Origin of the sequence: Lamprocystis purpurea DSM 4197, from assembly GCF_000379525.1 — a bacterium.
Taxonomy (GTDB): Bacteria; Pseudomonadota; Gammaproteobacteria; order Chromatiales; family Chromatiaceae; genus Thiodictyon; species Thiodictyon purpureum.
Genome location: NZ_KB902539.1, coordinates 1 through 15651 on the forward strand (window position 1 = coordinate 1; position 15651 = coordinate 15651).

Here is a 15651-nt window from a genome sequence, read left to right on the forward strand (position 1 = left end):
CGCTGTCACTGGAGCATCGAGAACAGCTGCCACTACATCCTCGACTGGAACTGGGACGAGGACCGATGCACCATCCGCACCGGCCACGGCCCCGCCAACATCACCGCGCTACGTCGCTTCGCCATCGGCGCCATCAAGTCAAAATCCCGCGACACGGTCGCCGCCACCATCCAACGCCTGGCACGCAACGTCCGCCTGGTGTTCGACTACCTGGGCATGACGGAAAACTCCCGCCGCCGCCCGCGGGGACGGCCAGCCACGGTGGGCTAGAACGGATTCGCCGTGCGGAGATCCAGGAGGGGCTGGACATCGTCCAGCGGCAACTCGGCTCCCGCACGGTGAAGGCGGGTGAGGAGGAGCTGTTCAAGGCGCACGCGAGTCGGGCTCGGTCAAGATCATCGACATCATCACGGCGCGTCTGGACGCGCGGACCGACTCGTACGTCGCGACCCTGCCCAGCCTGCGGCTGACCGATGTCCGACTGACCCCGGCGATGGTCACCGACAACGAGCGGATGCTCACCGGCGGTTTCTACGCCGAGATGACACTGAGTTATGACGCCTCGATCGCGCAGGAAAAGGGCGGGCGACCTTTTGGTGTCGACTCCCTGCGGGCCATCCAGTTGTCCAAGCGCGAAGTCCTGGACGTGCTGGCCAAGGGACGACAGGACTTTTCCACCTCCGAGTGGCGCGACCTGTTGCTGCGCAGCGTCGGTTTCGAGCCTGGCACCCTGTCCGACCGGGCCAAGGATGCGCTGCTGCTGCGCATGGTGCCGTTCGTCGAGCGCAACTACAACATGGTTGAACTTGGGCCTCGCGGTACCGGCAAATCGCACCTGTTCCAGCAGGTGTCGCCCTATGCCCACCTGATCTCAGGCGGCAAGGCCACCGTGGCGCGTATGTTCGTCAACAACGCCACAGGCCAGCGCGGCCTGGTGTGCCAGTACGACGTGGTGTGCTTTGACGAGGTGTCGGGTGTCTCCTTCGATCAGAAGGACGGGGTCAACATCATGAAGGGCTATATGGAGAGTGGCGAGTTCTCGCGCGGCAAGGAGAGTATTCGCGCCGACGGCTCGGTGGTCCTGGTGGGCAACTTCGAGGTGGACGTGGAGCATCAGCAACGCATCGGCCACCTGTTCGGGCCGCTGCCGCCCGAGTTGCAGAGCCAAAGCGGCATCGGTGACGAGCCCCTGGAGTGCGGCCAGATCTGGACCCTGAGCCCCGGCGGGCAGGACGAGCATCCGGGCCTCTTCCGGCTGGAGGCCACCGAAGGGCCGGGCAGTGGCGTCAGAGTGCTGAACAACCCGGTACCGGCAGCGTTCAAAGAATCGATCCGGTGTGCTGAGCAGAACCTCTACGCGCGCGCGCCGCAACTGGTCGGCGACCGGGACCCGCGCGCCCATGAGTTCTCGGTGCAACTGCGGGGGTTCGACGCGGCCAGGTCCGGTGCCAAGACGGCCGTGGCGGCGTTGATCGCGCTGTCCAGCGCACTGCTGAAGAAATCAGTCCGCGGCGGGCTGGTGGTGGTGGGCGAGGTCACCCTAGGCGGAACCATCGAGCCGATACACAGCGCCGTGACACTGGCCGAGTTGGCGGTTGAGAAAGGAGCAAAGTCGCTGTTGCTCCCCGTGGCGTGTCGCCGGCAGTTGTTCGACCTGTCGGACGAGATGGCGACGAAGCTCGACATCGAGTTCTATCAGGACGGGCGGGATGCGTTGCTCAAAGCATTGGTGGACTGATGCGTGGCTCTTTGGAGTCCGCGCTTTCCGTGTGCTTTCGTGGCGATAACAGGATGGCCGGACCGTCGGCAGCCGTGATGCCGATCTAGGCCGACGCGGGTATACTCCCCGCCATGTCGGGGTCCTGGCAGTCGCCGGCGCCCCATGGTTGTGGCCCGATCCGGGGTTCGCCCGGTCTTGTGAGGTCTCCCTGTGGAACAGCACCGCGCCGACCCGCGTCCGACACTGGGCCATTATCTCTTTACCATGGCCGTGCTTTTTCTGTTGTGGGTCCTGCTCGCGGGAACTCTCCGTCAGGATGAACTGATCGCGGGCGGCGTGACGGCGGTCCTGGTCACCCTGATCGCCGGTCCGCGGCTCGCCATCCTCGGCGGCGTGCGCCTCTCGCCGCTCGCGCCGGTGCATCTGCTCCGGTATCTCTGGGTGTTCTTCGCGGCCTTGGTCCGTGCCAATCTGGATGTCGCCCGCCGGGTGCTGTCACCGTCGCTGCCGATCCGCCCCGGGGTGGTCGAGGTGCAGACGCGGCTGCGGTCGTCGCTCGGGCGCATGTTGCTCGCCAACAGCATCACCCTGACTCCCGGCACGCTGACGATCGACGTGCTCGGCGATCGGCTGCTGGTCCATTGGATCGATTGCTCGCCCGGCACCGATCTGGCCGCGGCGACGGCGGCCATCTCCGAATCATTTGAACGGCACATCCGCGGGTTTCTGAAATGACCCTGTACGCCATCACGCTGAATCCACTGGAGACGGCGGCCTTCGTGCTGCTCGGGCTGGCGCTGCTGCTGGCCTTGGTGCGGCTGGTGCTGGGGCCGCGGGCGCCGGATCGGGTGGTGGCCTCCGACACTCTGACGGTGATCACCACCACCGGGATCGCGGGGCTTGCACTGCTCTTCGACAACCCGCTGTTTCTGGATGTGGCGCTGGTCTACGGGGTGCTGTCATTCATCGCGATCGTCGCCATCGCCCGCGCCATCGACGGCACCGGTGAGTCGCGCGGCGAGCGGGACGGCGCCGACGGAGATCGCTCATGATCCGGTACATCGCCGATCTGGTGTTGCTGGCCGGGGCGGTGTTCACCCTGCTCGGGGCGCTTGGCATTCTGCGCATGCCCGATGTCTATAACCGCATCCAGGCCGGCACCAAGGCATCGACCCTGGGGGCGATCGGTGTCCTGATCGGTATCGGTCTGTTGCAGCCCCAGTGGTGGGCCAAGCTGGTCTGTATCGCGGGTTTCATTCTGTTCACCAGTCCGGTGTCCTCGTCCACCATCGCCCGCGCGCTCTACCGTTCCGGTGTGCGGCCCTGGCAGGCGGCGCCCGGCGTGGCCGACGATCGCACCGGACGGGGGTAAGGCGATGCTCACCTGGATTGCGTTGGTGATCGTGGTGGTGATGCTCGTCGCCGCGGTGCTGGTGTTGACGCTGCGCAGCTTCGTCGCCGCGGTGGCGGCCACCGCGGTCGTCGGGCTCGCGCTGTCGGTGCTCTATGTGCTGCTGCAGGCGCCGGATGTGGCCATGACCGAGGCGGCGGTCGGCGCCGGTCTGAGCGGTGTCATCCTGGCCCTGGCCTTGCGTCGGCTCGGCTTGTGGCAGTTGGATGACGGCGACGCGGTTGTACTGAAGCCCGCTTCAGGGCGCGCGGGGGCGGGGGGCGATGCCGATGCGTGACATTGCCTCACTGGTCTTCAGCGCCGGACTGCTCTTCCTGTTACTGGTGATCGGCGCCGAACTGGCGCTCGGCCATCCGGACATGCGGGTCGGGGCCGAGTATCTGCGGGTCGCCGGCCCCGAGCTTGGCGCCGCCAACATCGTCACCGCCATCCTGGCCGGCTATCGGGGTTTCGATACGCTGGGTGAGTTGTCCATTCTGTTCGCCGCGGCCACCGCCGCCAGCCTGGTGCTGGGGCACCGGCGCGCGGACGCCCGCCGCGATCCGCCCGGCGGGCTGGTGCTGAGCGCCGGGGCCGATCTGCTGTTTCCGCTGCTGCTGGTGGTCGGGATTTTCATCGTGGTGCACGGACATCTGACACCGGGTGGCGGGTTTCAGGGCGGCGTCATTCTGGCCGCGGCCTTCTTCGTGGCGCTCCTGGCCAATCCGGCGCGGACGCTCAACCATGCCTTGCTCGGCTGGATCGAAGGGCTGGCGGGCGCGGCCTTTATCCTGATCGGCCTCTGGGCTCTGGTCGAGGATGGTCACTTCCTGACCCCTTTGCTGCCGCTTGGGACCATGGGCGAACTGGTCTCGGCCGGAACCTTGCCGCTGCTCTCGGTGGCGATCGGGCTCAAGGTCGGCGCCGAACTGGCCGGGCTCCTGGCTCACCTGGCCGATACGGAGGCGCCCGACCGATGATTCCCTTGTCCCTTGAAACCGTAAGCTATGCAGGAGCCATTGGCCTGGTGGTCATCGGCGGCCTCGGGCTGGTGATCTGCAACCATCTGTTCCGCATGCTGTTGGCCTTGGCGATGGCCGAGTCGGGCGCGAATCTGTTGCTGGTCCTGACCGGATTTCGCGACGGGGCCATCGCGCCCATCATCGGCTACGGTCCGGCCGGGGCGCCGCTGGTGGACCCCTTGCCCCAGGTGTTGGTGTTGACGGCCATCGTCATCGGAGTCGGCGTGCAGGCGCTGGCGGTCGCCGTGCTGGTGCGGGTCTACCGGTCTTATGGGACCTTGGATATGCGGGAGTTGCGGCGGCGGATGGAGGGCGAGATCGCCGCCGCCGCGGGCATTGCGGCGCCCGGCAGCGCCCAGGCGCCGCTCGGTCAGCGCCCGCTGCCGCCGGTTCCGGACTATGAATTGGTGCGGCGTTCCGCGCCCGTTCGGGAGCGCGGCGCATGACGCTTGAGCTGCCTGTCGATCTGCTCTTTGGTCTGAACCTGGATTTAAACCTTGATCTGACCAGGGTCATGACCGCGAACGCGATCGTGCTGCCGGTGGTCCTGCCGCTGCTGGCCGCCTTTCTGATGCAGCCGCTGGCCCAGGTGTCGCGCTTCCTGGCCCGGCTGCTGGGTCCGCTGGTGTTGACGCTGGGCGCCTGGATCATCCTCAACACCTGGCTGGAGGTGGGTCCGGCACCCTTCAGCGTGGCCATCGGCGGTTTCGCCGCGCCCCTGGGGATTGTGTTCTACGCGGATCAACTGGCGCTGCTGTTCGCCCTGGCGGTTCAGGTTTTCACGCTCCTGTTCTGGCCCGGCCTGGGTGCTGGCGCAAAGTCTGAGGTTGCGGCCGATCGGCAGCGGGCGCCGCGCCGCGACGCGCTGGCGCTGCTGTTGGCGTCGGCTGCGACTGGATTGGCACTCTCCGGCGACCTGTTCAACATTTTTGTCTTCTACGAGTTGGCGGCGGTGGCCTCCTTCGGTCTGGTCTGCGCCGACGGCAGCGGGCGCGCCTGGATTGCTACCCTGCGGTATCTCTTCATCAGCGCATTCGGGTCGGTGCTGGCCTTGGTCGGCATCGCGATCCTGTATTTGCAGACCGGCACTCTGAATCTGGCCCAGCTTGCGCAGGTGGCGCCCGAGACGCTGCAGGGGCCGATCGGTCTGGCTGCCTTCGCCCTGCTGCTGATCGGTTTCGGGGTCAAGGCGGAGCTTTTTCCGCTCAACGCCTGGGTGCCCGAGGTCTACGCCACCGCGCCGGCACGGGTCTCCGCGCTGCTGGCCGGACTGGTGTCGAAACTCGCCATCTTGGTCATCGTGCGGCTGCTGATCCTGGTCTTCCAGCAACCGGAGGCGAGCCAGTTGCTGCTGGTGCTGGGCGTGCTCGGGGTGCTCACCGGCGAGTTCTCGGCTTGGCGTGCGCAGGATTTTCCGCGCCTGCTCGCCTTCTCCTCGATCGGCCAGCTCGGTCTGGTCGCCATCGCTTTTTCGATCGACGGGACTACCGGCATCCTGGCCGGCACCGCGGTCGCATTGCACCATCTGATCGTCAAGTCCGCGCTCTTCGGCTTGGCGAACCGCTGGAGCGGCGGGCTGGATGCGTTGACGGGGGCGGCTAAGGGCGCCCCCCGCGCGGCCGGACTCTTTGTGCTCTTCGCGCTGTCGCTGATCGGCGTGCCGCCGCTCTGGGGTTTCTGGATCAAGCTGCTGATCATGGTGGGGCTGGTGCAGGGCGGCTCGCCGCTGGATCTGCTGGCGCTGGGTGCGATCCTGCTGGCGACCGCGGTGGAGGCCCATTACCTGTTCCGCGTCGCCCTGCGGCTCTATCAGCCGCCGGTGCCGGATCGGGCGCTCCGCCTGGCCCCGCCGGCACGCTGGGATACCGGCGTCGCCTATCTGCTGGGGGCCTGTCTGGTGGTGATCAGCGTCGCGATTACCCCGACGACCGAGGCCCTGCGCGTCCTGGCACAGCAGACCGGTGACGTGCTGCTCTATATCGACACCGTCTTTCCCCAACCCTTGGCCTACAAGGAATGACCATGGCGACGAGCCCGACGACCGTGGTGGATCAACTACTCGCCGGGCTGCACCTGCCGGACGGGTTCGATGCCGTCGCGGGCGTAATCCGGGAGTTCCTGGACCAAGTGACCAACTCCGCGATCTGGACGCGCTACGGTCAGCAATCCCTGGAATGGCTGATCGGCATGAACCCGGTCGATCGGCTCTTCATGCTGAGCGCGCTCACCCTGTTGCTGATGCTGCTCCTGGGTCGGCTGCGCAGCGCCGGGGTGCTGGCGGTCCTGCTCTATGGGGCCCAGTTCGCCGCCCTGCTGTCGACCGACACGCTGTTCGGCGCACCGCTGGCCGCCGCGGTCCGGATCACGGTCGCCGATCAGTCGCTGCACTGGTCCTACGACGCCTTGTCCTGGTTCTTCGCCATGATCACCATCGGGACCGGGTTCGTGACCGCCTGGTATGCCGCCGGGTCCTGGATGCGCCGGTATCGCGAGGCGGGCCGGAGCGCGCGTGCCTTCCATGTCGCCCTGGCCCTGAATTGTTTCGGCATGCTGCTGCTGGTCGGCAGCGCGGACCTGCTGTCCTTGTTCCTGGGCTGGGAACTGGTGAGTTGGGCCAGCTTCCTGCTGATGGCCCTGGTCGGCGGTCCGGCTGCTCAGGCCGCGCTGAAATATCTGGCCTATGCCATCAGCGGGGCCATGCTGATCCTGGGGGCCATCGCCCTGATCTACGGTATCAGCGGCTCATTCGAATACGATGCGGTCGTCGCCGCCATCCGCAGCATGACCGATGCGCAGGTCTGGACCCTGCTCCTGTTGCTTGGCGGGGGTTTTGCGGTGAAGCTGGGCCTCCTGCCGTTCCACCTCTGGCAGGCGGCGGCCTATGCCGAGGCACCAGGCGCCGGATCGGTCTTCCTGGGCGCGATCTCGGCGCGCATGGGGCTCTTCGGCATCATCGTCTTCATCGTCGGGATGATCGGGGTCAGCCGTTTGATGACCCTGGAGATTCCCTACACCTTCATGAGCAGCCGCGAGCTGATCGCCTGGATCGCCGCGCTCACCATCATCGTGCCCACCTATACGGCCTTGCAGCAGCATGATGCGCGTTATCTGCTGGCCTGGCACGGGATCGGGCAGGGCGGCTATATGCTGCTCGGTCTGATGGTGGGTGACGCGGTCGGCTCCGCCGGGGGTCTGCTGCATTGCTTCAATTACGCCATCACCCAGGCGGCCCTGCTGATGGCGGTCTTTGCCGTGGTTCACCGCACCGGGACGGCGGACCTCAACCAGCTTGGCGGTCTGGTGACCCGGATGCCGCTCACCTTCCTGGTGCTGCTGTTCGGCATCATCAGCCTGGCGGGCCTGCCGCCCATGGCCGGCTTCGTCTCCAAATGGATGGTCTACCGCTCATTGATCACCGAAGGGATGCCGCTGTTGTTCGTGGCCGCGGTGGTCGGCACCCTGGGCACCATCCTGTCGGTCTATAAGCTGATCCACAACATCTTCTTGGGCCAGTTGCGGGTAGAGCACCAGGAGGTCGCGGAAGCCCCGCTGTCGATGCTGATCCCCATGCTCGGGCTGTCGGCACTCATCTTCCTGGCCGGTTTCATTCCCGGACCGGCGCTGAGCTGGGTCGCCCAGGTGCAGGGGCAACTCGGGTTGCCGGTCGTGCCCTGGGTGCTGGGCGGCATCGTCGACCCCCGCGGCGGCCTGGATATGATCTGGCTGGTCGGCATCCTGATGGCGGGCTTCGGTGTCGGCGCCTTGGTGTTCTATGGTTTCGGCGGCCGATCCAGACGCGTCCACCAGCTCGACAACTATGCGGGCGGCCATTTCCTGACGGCCGATGTGCACTACCAGTACAGCGACAATTTCTATGCCGGTCTGATGCATCTGATCGGCCCCTGGTATCGCGGCTCCTTCCGGTGGCTGGAGCGCTCCCTGGCCGCCACCCTGGATCTGGTCTCGTTCGGGGCCGAGGGGCTGTACCGGCTGGCGCAGCCGACGCTGTTGATGCTGGCTGCCGCGGTGGCCATGCTGGCTTGGGTCTTGTAGTACGGAGCGAATGATGGACTGGTTGAGCGCGGTGAGTCTGGATGGGTTGGCAGCCGTGGATTTCCGCTGGCTGGGCCTGGTGCTGGAACTGATCCTGATGCCGCTGATCGCTTTCGTTGTGGGCCTGGGCCTGGTGCTGATGTTGCGCAAGATCGCGGCACGACTTCAGCGCCGGGTGGGTCCGCCGCTGTTGCAGCCGCTGTGGGATATCATCAAGCTGCACGCCAAGGAAACGCAGACCTCGCATGGGCTGATCCACGAGATCGGCATCGTCATGGCGATCGGCGGCTATGTGGCCGCGGTGACCCTGCTGCCGGTGCCGGGCATGAACGGTCTGGCGGCGCAGGGCGGCCTGATCGCCTTGCTGTACATGACCATGATCCCCTCCCTGGGATTGGCCCTGGGCGTGGGACAGTGTGCCAACCCCAACGGCTCTATTGGTATCTCGCGGGCGCTCACCGCGATGCTGGCTTATGATGTGCCGATGGTCATCGTGATCTTCGGCGTGGCGTTTCACTTCGGCTCACTGAATCTGGTGTACCTGATCGCCGCCCAGCAGGCCGGCGGTATCGCCACCTGGGGCATCGTCCAGATGCCGCTGCTGGCCCTGGCCGGGCTCTTCGCGCTCCAGGGCATGTTGGGCAAGCAGCCCTTCGAGATCTATGTCGCCCCGGCCGAGATCGCCACCGGTCCCATGGTCGAGATGGGCGGCAAGTTCCTGGGCGGGCTCTTCGTGATGCAGTGCTTCCAACTGTATACGGCGGGCGTGCTCTACGTGGCGCTGTTTCTGGGCGGCGGGGAGAATTGGCTGACCTTCCTGTTCAAAGTCTTCGTCGTGACGGCGATCCCCATGACCATCGCCATGGTGTTTCCCCGCTATCGCACCGAGGACATGGTGCGCCTGTTCTGGAAGTGGCCGACGATGATCGGGCTGCTCGGTATCGCATTTGTGATGAACTGACGTTTCCCCCGCGGATGAACGCACCGCTCATGGGCTTCATTCGCGGCCCCATCCTTCTTGGCAGGTGACGCGTGACCCACATCGATCAGGTTCCGACGCCCGGCGCTCCGCGGCCGGTTGAGATTGGCGTGAAGCCGGGGACGAAGCGCACCAACCCGTTCGCCCGGGTGTTCGACGAGCTGGTGCGGTTTGCGCAGTCCCGGTCGCTGTTCATGCTGCATTACTGCACCGGCTGCGGCGCGGTCGAACTGCCCCCGGCGATGACCTCGCGCTTCGATATGGAGCGGCTGGGCATTCAGCCGATGGTCTCGCCGCGTCAGGCGGATATCCTGCTGATCACCGGCTATGTCTCGGTGAAGACCTTGAAGCGGGTGATCCTGACCTATGAGCAGATGAACTCACCCAAGTATGTGATCGGGATCTGCTCCTGCACGGTCAACGGCGGCATGTACTGGCAAAGCTATGCGACCGCGAAGAAGCTCAACGACTATATGCCGGTGGACATCTATATCGCCGGCTGTATGCCGCGTCCGGAGGCGGTGATCGAGGGGCTGCGCGGCCTGATCGAGAACATCCGCACCGGCCGGGCCGACGCCTGGAAGGACTATTACCGACGCTATGACCATTATCTGGGCAATCAGCAGCGCCTGTTCGGCGCCGACTGGCAGACCCCGACCGATGTGATTGCCGAGGCGCGTCATTACGACCTCTTCGGACCCGCGACCCTGGGTGCGCATACCGCCCTGCTGGAACAGCATCAGCGTCCGCTGGAGGCCCTGGAGATGCGCATCGAGATTCCGGAGCTGATGCGGCGGCGGAGCCGTTCGGACCAGGGCGGAACAGCGCAATGACGAACGAACTGACGACCTGGCTCGACACCCTGCTGGCCGAACTGGAGGGGATCAGGGTCCGGCGCACGTCGCGCCGGCGGCTGCGGGTGGATGTGGCGTCCGACGCCTTGCCGGCGCTGCTGGAACTGCTGCGGGGACGCGCGTCTTTTGTGCACCTGTCGGCCATCAGTTGTGTCGACTGGATCGACGCCGGCCAGTTCGAACTGGTGTATCACTGCTGGTCCTATGAGATACAGTCCCTGGTCTCGGTGCATACGCGCATCCCGCGCGAGCCGGGGGTCTATATCTCCGTCTATGATATCTATAGGCCCGCCGCGTTCTTCGAGCGGGATATCCACGAGATGTTCGGTGTCTGGTTCGAGGGCAGTCCGGACCTGAGCCGGTTCATCCTGACCGAATGGGACGGCCCGCCGCCCATGCGCAAGGATTTCGACTCGGAAGCCTGGGTGAATCAGCACTTCGACTGGCAGGACTATCATCCGGACTGGCTCAAGGATCTGGAGACCCGCGGCGGCGGGATCGCCGTGCCGCCGGACGAGCAGCGCTTCAGCCGGAGGAATGTCGATGAGACCTGAAAACTATGAAGCGCAGCGACAGCCGCCGAGCTACGACTATGAGCTCAATATCGGTCCCAATCATCCGGGCATCGAGGGCAACTACGCCTTCAAACTCCGTCTGAATGGGGACAGGGTCATCGCCGCGCGGGCGGATGCCGGCTATCTGCACCGCGGGTTCGAGAAGCTGATGGAGGGCCGGCTGTGGATTCAGAACCTGGCCATCACGCCGCGCATCTGCGTGCCGGACCCGGTGCCCATGGAAGTCAGCTATTGTCTGGCGGTCGAGGATCTGTGCGGACTGGTGGTCCCGGAGCGGGCGCAATGGCTACGCGTACTGCAGCTCGAACTCTCACGCATCGCCGCGCATCTTTTTATCTTCGGCGGACATGCGGCCACCACCGGCATGTATACCCCGATGTTCTGGGGCATCGCCGACCGCGATCTGATTCTGGATCTGTTCGAGGAAATGACCGGCGGGCGTGTCTATCACATCTATAACATTCCCGGCGGCGTGCGCCGGGATCTGCCGGACGGCTTCGGCGAGCGGGTTACCAATACGCTCGATTATCTCGAATCGCGTCTGCCGGACTATGACAACCTGCTGTTCACCAACCAGGTGTTCGTCCACCGGGCACGGGGCTGCGGTCCGATCAGTCAACAGCAGGCCCTGGAGTGGGGGGTGACCGGGCCGAATCTGCGCGCGACCGGGCTGAAGTTCGACGTGCGCCGCGATGATCCCTATCTGGTCTATGATCAGCTCGAATTCGAGATTCCCACCGAGGAACCGGGCGACGCCTGGGCGCGGGCGCTGGTGCGGCGCCGCGAGATCAAGGAAAGCATCCGGATCATTCGTCAGGTCGTGGCGCGGCTGCCGACGCTCGCCGGCCCCATCCGCTGCCCAATCCCCAATCCGCTGGCCTGGAATGTGCCCGCCGGTTCCACCTATACCAGGGTCGAGTCGTCCAAGGGTGAACTCGCCTGGTATGTGGTCTCCGACGGCGGTGAGCGGCCCTACCGCACCCATGTTCGCGGACCCTCCCAGATGCACGCGGTCCAGGTACTGGAGCAGCTCGCGATCGGGTGCCGGATCGAGGATGTGGCCCAGATCATGTTCTCACTCGACGCCTGCCCCCCGGAGGTGGATCGCTGATGCGCGACATCGATCACCAGGACCGGGGCGGTCTGCTCGGTCCGCTCAAGAACCTGTCGTTCTTTGCCCGTCAGCCGATCACCGAGCCCCTGGGTCCACGCCCGGCCTCGGCGAACTACCGCGGCTTCCATCTGAACGACTGGGACCTGTGCATCGGTTGCAGCACCTGCCAGAAGGTCTGCGACAACGCCGCCATCACCATGGTCAAGGTCCCCGGCCTGCCGGAGGACCCGGCCAAAGGCATCCGCAATCTGCGGCCGGCCATCGACTACGGCCGCTGCTGTTGGTGTGCCTTGTGCGTGGATCTGTGTCCCACGGGGTCGATCGCGCTCTCGCGCGAATATGTGCATACCTGTGTGGACAGCGAACTCGACAGCTATTTCATTCTGCCCGATGCCCGGGGGATCCACGGCACGCCCTATCCCAAGGGCTGGGCCAAGTCGACCGACGCGGACCTGGTCGCACTCGAACGCCAGCCGATGACTGAGCAGGCTCCGGCGGATCGTATCGAGAATTTTTCCGAGATCGTGGCCGGGTACGACGCCAATCAGGCGCTTATCGAGGCATCGCGCTGTGTCCAGTGCGGGATGTGCCACGACGCTTGTCCGACCCACATGCATGCCCCCGAATACATCCGCGCCATCTGGAAAGGCGATCTGGAGGGCGCGGTGCGTGAGATCTACCGCACCAATCCCTTCGCCCACACCTGCGGCCGGGTCTGCACCCATCGCTGCGAGACCGCCTGTTCGGTGGGCCATCGCGGTGCCCCTATCGCCATTCGCTGGCTCAAGCGCTACGCCATGGACGCGGTGGACCACGAACGGGTCAAACAGATCGCGGCCGAGGGTCGGGCCGATTTCATCTCCGGTAAGCGGGTCGCGATCGTCGGCGCCGGGCCGGCCGGACTCACCGCCGCCTTCGACCTGGTCCGGCAAGGGCATGACGTGACCGTCCTGGAAGCCCAGGCCCAGGCCGGCGGCATGGTCCGCTACGGCATTCCCGACTATCGGATGCCGGCCGACCGGCTCGATCGTGATCTGGATGTCATTACTTCTCTGGGCGTGAAGATCCGCTACAACACCCGGGTCGGTGTCGACCTGACCATGGAGCGGCTGCGGGCGGAGTATGACGCGGTGGTGTTGGGCGTCGGACTCTGGATGGGCCGTTCCACCCGGGTGCCGGGCTCCGATCAGGCCGGCGTCAAGCGGGCCGTGGATCTGCTGCGGGCGGTGGCGGCAGGTGAAGCGATCGAGGTCCCCCAGTCCGCGGTGATCATCGGCGGCGGCAACGTGGCCATGGATATCGCCCGCACCCTCGCGCGGCTCCAGCAGCAGCGCTATGGCGAGGTCAGAATCACCTTGACGGCGCTCGAAGACCTGGACCACTTTCTGGCCGATGCGGATGAAATCAGGGAGGCGCGGGAGGAGGGCGTGCAGATTCTGGAGGCCCGCGGGCCTCAGGAAATCCTGATGCGCGAGGGTCAGGTCGCGGGGTTGCGGACCTGGGGCGTGCGCTCCATCTTTGATCAGGCGGGTCGGTTCGCCCCCAGTTATGACCCCGCCGATGAGCAGATTCACGCGGGTGACATGGTGGTCGAGGCCATCGGTCAGGCGGCGGATGTGGCCCTGCTGGGTGAGGCCCTGACTGAAATGCTGCAATGGCACCGCGGGCGCCTCCAGGTCGACGGCCAGGGTCGCACCAATCTGGAGTGGCTGTGGGCCGCGGGCGACATGGTGCGCGGTCCGGATGTCGTGTCGGCCGTTGCCGACGGGCACCGGGTCGCGGACAGCATTCATGCCTATCTATCCGTTCAGGAGCACGCACCATGATCGAGGGTCACCAGGGCAGCTACGATCGGATCAAGTCCAAGACTTCCCTGAAAGAGGTCCTGGAGCTTGCCTGTTCGTTCGAAGCCAGCGCCCGTGATTTCTATCGCGATCTGGCCCCCAAGGTCAGCAAGAACATCCGTTGGCTGGCGGAGGATCTGGCCGCCGAGGAGCAGTGCCACTACGATTTGCTGCGTGGTCTCGCGGACCATCCGGACATCGTCGAGCAGATCGCGGTCGAGGTCCAGACCCCCGCCAACAACACCCGGTTTTCCGACGCCGTCCACCTGCCCGACTTGGGACCCCGGCCGGACGACCAGGCGGTGCTGCAGTACGCCATGGGGCGCGAGCACATCGCCATGGAGCACTACCAGTCATTGGCCGAGGGGACCGAGCCCGGCCCCATTCGGGACATGTTCGTCTATCTGGCGAACGAGGAGACCAAGCACAAGTCCGAACTCGAGAAGCTCTACTACGAGATGGTGCACAGCGGCGGGGTTTGAGGCCGGGAATAGCAGTCCGCGTTACCGCGACAGCCGCACTGCGCCCCCGTGGGAGCGGCCTCCGGCCGCGATAGGGTCTCGCCGGATCTACGCCGGATCGGGGTTCACTGCTGCACCGTATCGCGGCCGGAGGCCGCTCCCACGGGGGGCTGTCGGCTTCCCTCAGTCTTCATAGCCGTCACGGATGCACTTCTTGCCCTTTTGATTGGAATGGTAGCCGGCGGGGCAGTTGCCGTGCTTCTCAATGATCGGCGGCGCCTGGTAGGCCGGGTAGCCGGAGTGACGCCCCGGCGGGGGCTCTTGGGGATTGCTGTAATAGCCGTGCGAAGGCGACCGAGCGTCGGAGTTATTCACACAGTAGTTGCCGTCGGGATAATAACCCCTGGGGCAGTTGTTGGGTCTCGGAATGACATCGGCAACAGCGACCGTCAGCACGGACGGGAGCATGGCAGCGAACAGGACTGAACGAAATCGGGTACGCATGACCGGGCCTCAGGGTGTCTCGGGAACCGGAATCATACACTTCTATGCAAGCCCGATGGGCTGGTTCTCCGGCAGCTCAAGCCCGCGATGACCCGGGGCGCGCAGGCGAAGCCCGCGCGACCGCGACCCGTCCCCCGGCGTCAGGACGAGGACATGATGACGCAATCAGTCCCGGAGCGCCGATCCGGATGCAGCGGGTTATCGGTGACCACCATCACCATGCCCGGGTGCATGCGCTGCTTCATGGCGCGCTGGAAGGCAGCATCGGACTGGAGCCGGGAGAGCACCGAGCTGTCCGGCGAGGATTTCGCGGCCGGCACCCCGCCCGGCGTCTCGTGGTGGGTGAGGGGGGCGAGTCCAAGCGCGGTCAGCCGGCGCCGCCCGGTTCTGCGGTCGATGGTTGCATCGTGTCGAAATCCCATAAAGCGTGCACGAATCCGTCATTGAAGGCCGCGGCGGGCCTCACCGGGTTATTCGGGGACGATGCGCCCCTTCGTTCCGGCATCGGCATCCGACCAGTAGTCCTCGCCTGTCAAGCGCCGATCACCCTGGATGGTAAAGGTAATGCTGCCATCCCGGAATACCAGCGCGCCGTCGCTGCGTTTGGCGTTCACGCGCTTGCCGCTGACCCAGACCTGCTCTTTGTCGTCGATGCGGATGGTGGCCACGGTGGCTCCGGACGCGGCTTTGGCAACCCATTGTCCGGCATAAGGAGTATGACTTGCGGCTCCCTTTTCATGCGCGGGGGCGTCCGCAACGAAACCCGCCTTGGCGTTTTCCGCCTTGGTCTTGTGGATGTCGCAGCCCTGCATCTCGGAGACCTGGGTGCAGCCCGAGCGTTCGAGCAGACGACGGTAGTCCGCGTCGATGGCATGGACGGCGGTGGTTGCCAGCAGGGCAACGCCGGCGACGATGAGTGATGGCGTCTTCATGGGTCTTGACCTCGTGCAGAGCGATTGGATGAATGCGGTGCAGTGAATGGAGCCTGCAGCGCAGCCGTGAACGGTTCACGGGGGGCACCACCCTCGACGTAGGGTGCGGTGAGGCACGAACCGCACCACAGCGGTGAGGTTCGTGCCTCACCGCACCCTACAAGAGACCTGGTGCCGGCACGCTGATCACGCTCTGCGTCCCG

18 protein-coding genes and 1 pseudogene are annotated in these 15651 nt (G+C 65.6%); 16 read left to right on the forward strand and 3 right to left on the reverse strand.

Features of this window, described 5'->3' with window-relative positions:
• The 16 genes and pseudogenes from A39O_RS42955 to A39O_RS0126065 all read left to right on the forward strand — a co-directional run.
• Positions 1-270: pseudogene (locus tag A39O_RS42955) on the forward strand (hypothetical protein); the annotation flags it as partial.
• A 148-nt stretch (positions 271-418) separates the two neighbouring features.
• A complete protein-coding gene (locus A39O_RS35280; protein WP_245561984.1) occupies positions 419-1738 on the forward strand; it encodes a BREX system Lon protease-like protein BrxL in 1320 nt (439 codons plus the stop codon).
• Positions 1739-1930: 192 nt separating this feature from the next.
• Positions 1931-2455, forward strand: coding sequence for a Na+/H+ antiporter subunit E (locus A39O_RS0126000; RefSeq protein WP_020507589.1), 525 nt, complete (start codon positions 1931-1933; stop codon positions 2453-2455).
• Positions 2452-2772: a monovalent cation/H+ antiporter complex subunit F gene (locus A39O_RS35285; protein ID WP_020507590.1), complete on the forward strand. Its 321-nt coding sequence runs from the start codon at positions 2452-2454 to the stop codon at positions 2770-2772. The genes A39O_RS0126000 and A39O_RS35285 overlap by 4 nt, the downstream gene beginning before the upstream one ends.
• Positions 2769-3092: a monovalent cation/H(+) antiporter subunit G gene (gene mnhG, locus A39O_RS35290; RefSeq protein WP_020507591.1), complete on the forward strand. Its 324-nt coding sequence runs from the start codon at positions 2769-2771 to the stop codon at positions 3090-3092. Before A39O_RS35285 ends, mnhG begins: the two co-directional genes overlap by 4 nt.
• 4 nt (positions 3093-3096) lie before the next feature.
• Entirely contained in the window at positions 3097-3408 is a 312-nt protein-coding gene (locus A39O_RS35295) for a Na(+)/H(+) antiporter subunit B (RefSeq protein WP_020507592.1), read from the forward strand.
• Positions 3401-4090, forward strand: coding sequence for a hydrogen gas-evolving membrane-bound hydrogenase subunit E (gene mbhE, locus A39O_RS0126020; RefSeq protein WP_157640422.1), 690 nt, complete (start codon positions 3401-3403; stop codon positions 4088-4090). Before A39O_RS35295 ends, mbhE begins: the two co-directional genes overlap by 8 nt.
• Positions 4087-4578, forward strand: a complete 492-nt coding sequence (locus tag A39O_RS43275) for a Na+/H+ antiporter subunit C (RefSeq protein WP_020507594.1) — start codon at positions 4087-4089, stop codon at positions 4576-4578. Before mbhE ends, A39O_RS43275 begins: the two co-directional genes overlap by 4 nt.
• Positions 4575-6152 carry a complex I subunit 5 family protein gene (locus A39O_RS0126030; protein WP_020507595.1) on the forward strand — a complete coding sequence of 526 codons (1578 nt, stop codon included), beginning with the start codon at positions 4575-4577 and terminating at the stop codon, positions 6150-6152. The genes A39O_RS43275 and A39O_RS0126030 overlap by 4 nt, the downstream gene beginning before the upstream one ends.
• 2 nt (positions 6153-6154) lie before the next feature.
• Positions 6155-8185: a proton-conducting transporter transmembrane domain-containing protein gene (locus tag A39O_RS0126035; protein ID WP_245561983.1), complete on the forward strand. Its 2031-nt coding sequence runs from the start codon at positions 6155-6157 to the stop codon at positions 8183-8185.
• A gap of 13 nt (positions 8186-8198) precedes the next feature.
• On the forward strand, positions 8199-9146 hold the full coding sequence (locus tag A39O_RS0126040; RefSeq protein WP_020507597.1) for a respiratory chain complex I subunit 1 family protein: 948 nt from the start codon (positions 8199-8201) through the stop codon (positions 9144-9146).
• Between the two features lie 71 nt (positions 9147-9217).
• Positions 9218-9997 (forward strand): NADH-quinone oxidoreductase subunit B, encoded by a 780-nt coding sequence (locus tag A39O_RS35305; protein ID WP_020507598.1) that lies wholly within the window; start codon positions 9218-9220, stop codon positions 9995-9997.
• Complete coding sequence (locus A39O_RS0126050; RefSeq protein WP_020507599.1) at positions 9994-10572, forward strand: NADH-quinone oxidoreductase subunit C; 579 nt, start codon at positions 9994-9996, stop codon at positions 10570-10572. Before A39O_RS35305 ends, A39O_RS0126050 begins: the two co-directional genes overlap by 4 nt.
• Positions 10562-11704, forward strand: coding sequence for an NADH-quinone oxidoreductase subunit D (locus A39O_RS0126055; protein WP_020507600.1), 1143 nt, complete (start codon positions 10562-10564; stop codon positions 11702-11704). The genes A39O_RS0126050 and A39O_RS0126055 overlap by 11 nt, the downstream gene beginning before the upstream one ends.
• Positions 11704-13533 carry an FAD-dependent oxidoreductase gene (locus A39O_RS0126060; RefSeq protein WP_020507601.1) on the forward strand — a complete coding sequence of 610 codons (1830 nt, stop codon included), beginning with the start codon at positions 11704-11706 and terminating at the stop codon, positions 13531-13533. The genes A39O_RS0126055 and A39O_RS0126060 overlap by 1 nt, the downstream gene beginning before the upstream one ends.
• On the forward strand, positions 13530-14033 hold the full coding sequence (locus A39O_RS0126065; protein ID WP_020507602.1) for a ferritin family protein: 504 nt from the start codon (positions 13530-13532) through the stop codon (positions 14031-14033). Before A39O_RS0126060 ends, A39O_RS0126065 begins: the two co-directional genes overlap by 4 nt.
• Before the next feature lie 162 nt (positions 14034-14195).
• On the opposite strand, the gene A39O_RS0126070 is transcribed toward A39O_RS0126065, so the two are convergent.
• The 3 genes from A39O_RS0126070 to A39O_RS0126080 form a co-directional block, all read right to left on the reverse strand.
• A complete protein-coding gene (locus A39O_RS0126070) occupies positions 14196-14516 on the reverse strand; it encodes a hypothetical protein (protein ID WP_020507603.1) in 321 nt (106 codons plus the stop codon).
• A gap of 140 nt (positions 14517-14656) precedes the next feature.
• Complete coding sequence (locus A39O_RS0126075) at positions 14657-14938, reverse strand: hypothetical protein (RefSeq protein WP_020507604.1); 282 nt, start codon at positions 14936-14938, stop codon at positions 14657-14659.
• A gap of 48 nt (positions 14939-14986) precedes the next feature.
• Positions 14987-15448 carry a hypothetical protein gene (locus A39O_RS0126080; RefSeq protein ID WP_020507605.1) on the reverse strand — a complete coding sequence of 154 codons (462 nt, stop codon included), beginning with the start codon at positions 15446-15448 and terminating at the stop codon, positions 14987-14989.
• Positions 15449-15651: the final 203 nt, after the last annotated feature.